6 protein-coding genes and 1 tRNA gene are annotated in these 6,591 nt (G+C 60.8%); 4 read left to right on the forward strand and 3 right to left on the reverse strand.

The window, feature by feature from the left end; all coding sequences use genetic code 11:
- Positions 1-223: 223 nt before the first annotated feature.
- A complete protein-coding gene (locus SFU85_01215; GenBank protein ID MDX6765389.1) occupies positions 224-442 on the reverse strand; it encodes a hypothetical protein in 219 nt (72 codons plus the stop codon).
- 100 nt (positions 443-542) lie between these two features.
- On the opposite strand from SFU85_01215, the gene SFU85_01220 reads away from it, so the two are divergent.
- Entirely contained in the window at positions 543-1,400 is an 858-nt protein-coding gene (locus SFU85_01220; GenBank protein ID MDX6765390.1) for a transglutaminase family protein, read from the forward strand.
- 82 nt (positions 1,401-1,482) lie between these two features.
- Here the strand turns inward: SFU85_01220 and SFU85_01225 are convergent, their stop codons facing one another.
- A complete protein-coding gene (locus SFU85_01225; GenBank protein ID MDX6765391.1) occupies positions 1,483-2,214 on the reverse strand; it encodes a YebC/PmpR family DNA-binding transcriptional regulator in 732 nt (243 codons plus the stop codon).
- A gap of 42 nt (positions 2,215-2,256) precedes the next feature.
- A complete protein-coding gene (locus SFU85_01230; GenBank protein ID MDX6765392.1) occupies positions 2,257-2,724 on the reverse strand; it encodes an MEKHLA domain-containing protein in 468 nt (155 codons plus the stop codon).
- A gap of 91 nt (positions 2,725-2,815) precedes the next feature.
- Here SFU85_01230 and SFU85_01235 point away from each other — a divergent pair, with 91 nt between their 5' ends.
- The 3 genes from SFU85_01235 (at position 2,816) to SFU85_01245 (ending at position 6,019) form a co-directional block, all read left to right on the forward strand.
- Positions 2,816-3,751 (forward strand): serine/threonine-protein kinase, encoded by a 936-nt coding sequence (locus tag SFU85_01235; GenBank protein MDX6765393.1) that lies wholly within the window; start codon positions 2,816-2,818, stop codon positions 3,749-3,751.
- A 64-nt stretch (positions 3,752-3,815) separates the two neighbouring features.
- The gene (recQ, locus tag SFU85_01240) at positions 3,816-5,648 is read left to right on the forward strand and encodes a DNA helicase RecQ (protein ID MDX6765394.1); all 1,833 of its coding nucleotides are present in this window, start codon (positions 3,816-3,818) and stop codon (positions 5,646-5,648) included.
- Positions 5,649-5,946: 298 nt separating this feature from the next.
- Positions 5,947-6,019 (forward strand) — tRNA-Ala (locus SFU85_01245).
- The last annotated feature ends 572 nt before the right edge of the window (positions 6,020-6,591 follow it).

A 6,591-nucleotide genomic window follows, 5' to 3' on the forward strand; every position in this document is an offset into this window, starting at 1 on the left:
GAACGGAAAAATCCGTCAACGTGGCCGGGAGATCCTCGGAAGGAAATTCGATGAGTGATTGTTCCCTAAACCATCCTCATCGAAGAGACGAACACAGGGGGCGGATGCGGGCCGGACTGGAATACTTGGCCTCACAAACAGCGGGAGACTCCCCGCCTGAACCGCCTCCAACCTCGCAGGTCGCACCGATTAGGCAAGCACAATCGCCGGAGGGCCCCCGGGATCACTTTTTCTTCACCGCGCCAAAAACCAACAAACCCACCCCGCCGGCCAACAAGCCTCCCGCCAGCAACGGAGGAATGACCACTTTTTCCCTGGTCTGGAACTTGGCTTCCATCGAACCGAAAGAAAAGGCTGTCTCCTCCTTGGTGTAATGGAACTGTCCGTAGATGAGCGCCGCCGCGCCAAGCACAATGCAAACCAGGCCGATGATTTTGAACATGGGGTTAGTCTACCCACGCCATCCCGGAAAGGCCAGCCCAACCTGACCACCCCCCGCCCGACTTCCCCAATGCCGATTTTCCTGCTATTCTGATCCGGTCATGCCGAAGTTTCGCATCCACCACCTGACGGAATACACTTTTTCCCGGGAAGTGGTTCCCGGACCGCACCGTCTGAGGATCCGTCCGCGCGCCGGGCATGACATCCGCATCGAATCCTCCTCCCTCATGATTTTTCCAGCCCACACCGTCAAATGGCGGCACGATCTCTACGGCAATTCCGAAGCCGTCGCCACCTTCCACACCCCGACCAGCCGGTTGCGCTTCGAAAGCACCATCACCCTCCAGCATTACGAATCCGCCCCGCTCGACTTCACCGTCGAACCCCGGGCCGCCCTCTATCCTTTTGCCATCGATGCCGACGAACACCTGGCCCTGACCCCCTACCTCACCACTTGCTATCCAAATGACAACGCCCACAACAGGGATTGGCTGGCCCAGTTCTGGCATCCCGGTCAGACCGTGGAAACCTACACCCTGCTCGACCGCATCAACAAGTGCATCGCACGCACCCTCGTTTATCAGAGGCGCGAAGAACCCGGCGTCCAGCGCCCCTCGGAAACCCTCTCCCGTGGATCCGGTTCCTGCCGCGATTTTGCTACCCTCTTCATGGAATCGGCCCGTCACTTCGGCATCCCCGCCCGCTTTGTCAGCGGCTACGTCCACTGCCCCGAAAACACCCGCGGCCACGGCTCCACCCACGCCTGGTGCGAGGTCTACCTGCCCGGCGCCGGATGGAAAAGCTTCGACAGTACCAGCGGCCTGACCGTGGGCGACACCCATATCGCCACCGCCGTCAGCCGGCACCCCGAGGACATCCCCCCCATCTCCGGCACCGTTCGTGGTCCCGCGGGAACCAATTCCCACATGCTGGTGCAAGTGGAAGTCTCCGCCGTCTAGCCCTGAACCATTCGGTTGAAAGCCCGCAGAGAAGCAGAGACACCGCAGAGAGACGATACGGAATAAGGCCGCCTTTAAACTATCACTTCACAGCCGCCCACACCCGGTGGACATCGTCGTGGTCGTCCAGTGCCTGGAGGAATTCCCCCACCTCGGCGCGCTGGTCGTCACTGAGCTCGGGAAAATTCTTCGGCAGATGGCCCATTTCACTCGTCACCACGGTCCAGCCGTTTTGTGAAAGCCACTGGGAAACGGCATGCAGCGAAGTCCGGTCGCAAATGAAACGCGCACCCGCCGCGCCCTCGGGGATGTCGTCATTTTGGGCGTGGGTCAGGGCTTCAAAATCATTGGCCCCCGCCTCAATCGCCGCGGCCTCGACGTCGGTGTCCGCTTGCGGATGGTGCGCTTCCACCAGGCCCACATGGTCGAAGAGGAATTTGTTGCTGCCCGCCGTGCCGAGCTGGCCCTTCTTGAAGAGCACCCGCAGTTCCGGTGCGGTGCGGTTGTTGTTGTCGGTCAGGACTTCCACGATCACCGGTACCTTGTGCGGGGCATATCCCTCATAGGTCACCTGCTCGATGACCAGCTTTTCATCCCCGATGCCGGCACCTTTCTGGATGGCGCGCTGGATGGCATCCTTGTTCACGCTCTCCTTGCGGGCCTTTTCCACGGCGGCAAAGAGCGAGGCGTTCATCGCCGGATCAGGCCCACCCTGCCGCGCGGCGATGGAGATTTCCCGGACCAGTTTGCCCGTCGTCTGCGACTTCTTCAGCCCGGCGACGGCCCGTTTGGCATGCAACCATTGACGACCCATAGGGTGGAAACCCTATTCCAGGCCACGCTGGATTTCCAGCCCTCATATCGGTGTCCACCGGGAAAAAGTCGCAGCCTGTCCTAGGTAGACCCCATCGTCGCCAACCACGTTCCAAACCACCGCCTGCTCGATGCGGAATCTCCGTCCCTTGGCGGAAATGCGCACCCCGCTGTAATCGTCGACATATCCGAATTCACGCACCCTCTGGAGAAAAACCTCCCGCTCCTTTTGGTGTACGGGCTCCGCAGTCTGCCGCGAAGGCATCCGGGTCAGGGTGGCCCAATCGGTCTCCCATAGGGCCAGGGCGGCCGCGTTGCCGTAGTTCAAGACCTGCTCCGCTTCGTCCCCCCCCGAGACCACCACAAAGGGGGCCTCCCAGAGAAGCCGGGCTTGTTCCACCGGATCCACTACACCCCGAATCAGATCCCGCCCGGTCCAGCGATGGTAACTGGCCAGAAGAAGACGTGTTTGGGATGAAAGGAATTCCGGGCAGAGGGTCCAAGGGTCCATAACGGAAGATTTCCCGGGCCAACCGCCGCCGTCACGCCGATTCCGTAGAAGGAAGGTTGCCGGAAACCATGGCTCCTATAGGATACCCCCCGTGGCCGTCCACCACTCCGTCTATAAACCTTTCCGCCCGTATTCCGATCTGCACGGAAAATACACCCCCGTCTACCTCATCGCCGTCGGCGGCATGTCGGAAATCTGGGCCTGCCTCAACCACAAGACCGGCGACCTCGTCGCGGTCAAGCGCCTCCTCCCCCACAGCATGCTGGAATTGACGGCCAAGAAGTCCGGCGTCTGGGAGGAACACGCCCTGCGCCAGCTCAAACACCCCAATGTCCTCCACTTCATCGAACAGGGCATCGACGATGGCCGTCTCTGCTTCGTCACCGAACTCATTGCCGGGATGAACTTCGAACACTACCTCAACCGCCGCACCCTGACCATCGAGCGTTTTTTTGAGCTGGCCATCCAGATGCTCGTCGGCACCAAGGCCATCCACGAAGCCGGGCTGGTCCATGGGGACTTGAAGCCGGAAAACATGATGATCACACAGGGCGAAAGCGGTGCCCTCATCCTCAAGATCCTCGACTTCGGCACCGCCACGCTGCTCAATCCGGGCGAGGGGGAATCCATCCAGCCGCCCTCCCCCGAAGACCTCCTCATCACCCCGGAATACGTCGCCCCCGAACTCCTGACGGGCTCGGCCCCCTCCCCCTCCTCCGACCTTTACGCTCTGGGCATGAGCTTTTACCAGTGCCTGGCCGGCAAACCCTGTTTCGAGTCCAGCGATCCGCAACAAATCCTGCGCATGCAGATCGAGGAAAAACCCCGGGACCTGCGGGAAAACCGCGAGGAACTTCCGGCCTACCTCTGCAACTGGATCATGAAATTCATCGAAAAAGACCCGGCCCGCCGCCCCCGCTCCGCCGCCGTGGCCCACTTGGAATTGACCACCATGCAGCGCCAGCACCCGATGGTGAAAAAAATGACCCGCCGCACCGGCACCCGGCGCATCGCCATCCCCGCCTGAGCCCAGGCCCCCCGCCCCGGTTTTTTTGCTCGCCCCTATCCTAACGCCATGCTTTCGTAAATACGTGCCCGATCTCCACGCCACCCTCAAGCAGACCTTCGGCTACGACCGCTTTCGCCCCCTCCAGCAGGAAATCATCGAGGCCTCCCTGGCCGGGCACGACGTCTTCGCCCTCCTCCCCACCGGAGGGGGCAAGTCTCTCTGCTTCCAACTCCCCGCCCTGCTCAAACCCGGCCTCACCCTCGTCGTCTCCCCCCTCATCGCCCTGATGAAAGACCAGGTCGACGCCCTCCAGGCCGCGGGCGTCCCCGCCACGTTCCTCAATTCCTCCCTCGACAGCGCCGACTCCAAGGCCCGCCTCCGAGGGCTGCACAACGGCGAATACAAACTCCTCTACGCTGCCCCCGAACGCCTCACCCTCGACAGTTGGGAGGACAAGCTCCAATCCTGGAACATCTCCCTCATCGCCATCGACGAGGCCCACTGCATCAGCGAGTGGGGCCACGATTTCCGCCCGGAATACAGACGCATCGCCGGCCTGCGCAGGCTCCTGCCCGAGGTCCCCGTCATGGCCCTGACCGCCACCGCCACCCCGCGTGTGCGCCAGGACATCGTCCAACACCTCAAACTCCGCCAACCGAGGGAATTCACCGCCTCCTTCAACCGCCCCAACCTCACCTACCGTGTCATCCCCAAGGACAAACCCATCCAACAGGTCCACGACTTCGTCAAAAAACGCGCGGGCGAAAGCGGCATCATCTACTGCGCCAGCCGCAAGGCCGCCGAATCCGTCGCCGAATCGCTCGCCTCCCGCGGCTTCGCCGCCCTGCCCTACCACGCCGGGCTTGACGGGGCCGAACGCGAACGCAACCAGGACGCCTTCCTCCGCGATGAAACCAAAATCATCTGCGCCACCATCGCCTTCGGCATGGGCATCAACAAACCCAACGTCCGGTACATCATCCACCACGACCTCCCGAAAAACATCGAGGGCTATTACCAGGAAACCGGGCGGGCCGGGCGCGATGGCCTGCCTTCCGACTGCCTCCTCCTCTTCAGCGCGGGCGACATGGCCAAGCAGACCCATTTCATCGACCAGATGGACGACCCCGAAGCCCAACAAATCGCCCGCACCCAACTCGGCCAGATCATGCACTACGCCGAAAGCGCCACCTGCCGGCGCGTCGACCTCCTGGGCTACTTCGGGGAAATCTGGCAGGAAGTCCCCTGCCTGGCCTGCGACAACTGTCTGGCGCCACGCGAGACTTACGATGGCACCCTGCCGGCGCAAAAGCTGCTCTCCTGCATCTTCCGCATCCGCCGCGCCGGGGGCTTCCATGTCGGCATGAACCACCTCGTCGAGGTCCTGACCGGGGCCGACACCGAAAAGATCCGCAAGTGGGAGCACGACAAGCTCAGCACCTATGGCATCGGCAAAGATCTCAGCCGCAGCGAGTGGCTGGCCATTGGCCGTGAACTCCTCCGCCTGGGCCTCATCACCCAGACCCCGGGCCAGTTCGCCACTATCGAATTGACCCACGAGGGCGTGGCCGCCCTCAAGGACCGGCGGACCATTCCCCTGACCAAACCGATGGCCAAAGCCAAGGCCACCGCCTCCCGCCGCATCCGCACGGGTGAAATTCCCTGCGACGAAGCCCTCTTCGAGAAACTCCGCTCGGTGCGGAAGAAGCTGGCCGACGAGCGGGCGGTTCCCGCGTATATTGTTTTCGGCGACACCACCCTGCGCGAAATGGCCCACCACTACCCACGGAGCGAAGCCGAGATGGGCCGGATTTCCGGGGTGGGGACGAAGAAACTCTCCGAGTTTGGCGATGTCTTCATCGCCGCCATCCAGGAACACCTCGAACTCCACCCCCGCATCCAGTGGGGGGAATGACCCTTGGAACCCTGCCCGTAACCAAGCAGTTTTTTACCACGAAGAGCGCGAAGTTCGCGAAGACAGAAGGGTTTTAGCTGGCAAATAATTGGTTTACCGATCTGTGAACCTCAATACAACTGAACTGCATTTCGATTGCTTGATAATGCCTTTGACACCAAGAGGTTTCGCTTCGCGTTCTTCGCGTCCTTCGCGGTGAACTGCCTTTTCCCGGCTTGAGAGGCCTTCCAAATCCGGATTGTCAACCGGCGGCGGGAAATGCTACGTTTTCCATCCTGTCGGCAACGGCAGAGGCTGCGGGGGTATAGCTCAGTTGGTAGAGCGTCTCGTTCGCAATGAGAAGGTCAGGGGTTCGAGCCCCCTTACCTCCAGCCTTCGCTGAAGGTTCTACGAAAGCGAAGGCTGCCGCGACGTAGTGTATGCGGACGTCATAACTGACCGAAACCCGGACGACATTAGTGAAATTCGGACATCGTTTGGGTCAGTGACCTGAAATCGACCTCTGTGGGCGTCCTTGGAGGGCATTTCATCTCACCTGACAATTTCATCCCCATGAAGGTCAAAGCGGATCACCTACCCCCCTTTTTGCCCCCAACCATGAAAATGACTGTCCAGGTAAGAAAAAGGTGAACTATTTTCGTCAGGGCGGGAGTATAGGAGTATGAAAACACCGATACCTTCCCAGACGCCCCATAAGCTGCCCAGCAAGGCTCAGTTGCTCGGTGAGATGGCCAGGCGCCTGAGCGCATATAAGACAGCAGGTAGGATAGTGGCCCTCTACCGAATAGGGTGGACGGGGAAGAACTAGAGCATTTCCGGATCATATAGACACATAATGTGCATGAGTGAAGTAGTTGATACATTCTTGTGGAGTGAACAGTGACAAGCAGTCTGCGACCGCCCGCATGAGTTCTTCGTAGGTTCTTGCACAAGCCCGGCGTAA

Source organism: Candidatus Methylacidiphilales bacterium, from assembly GCA_033875315.1.
In the GTDB taxonomy this organism is placed as follows: domain Bacteria; phylum Verrucomicrobiota; class Verrucomicrobiia; order Methylacidiphilales; family CAZTYG01; genus JANRJG01.

Excerpts from the sequence above, each read along its gene's own strand:
- SFU85_01215 (MDX6765389.1), bottom strand. The coding sequence starts at position 442 with ATGTTCAAAATCATCGGCCTGGTTTGCATTGTGCTTGGCGCGGCGGCG.
- SFU85_01225 (MDX6765391.1), bottom strand. The coding sequence starts at position 2,214 with ATGGGTCGTCAATGGTTGCATGCCAAACGGGCCGTCGCCGGGCTGAAG.
- SFU85_01220 (MDX6765390.1), top strand. The coding sequence starts at position 543 with ATGCCGAAGTTTCGCATCCACCACCTGACGGAATACACTTTTTCCCGG.
- SFU85_01230 (MDX6765392.1), bottom strand. The coding sequence starts at position 2,724 with ATGGACCCTTGGACCCTCTGCCCGGAATTCCTTTCATCCCAAACACGT.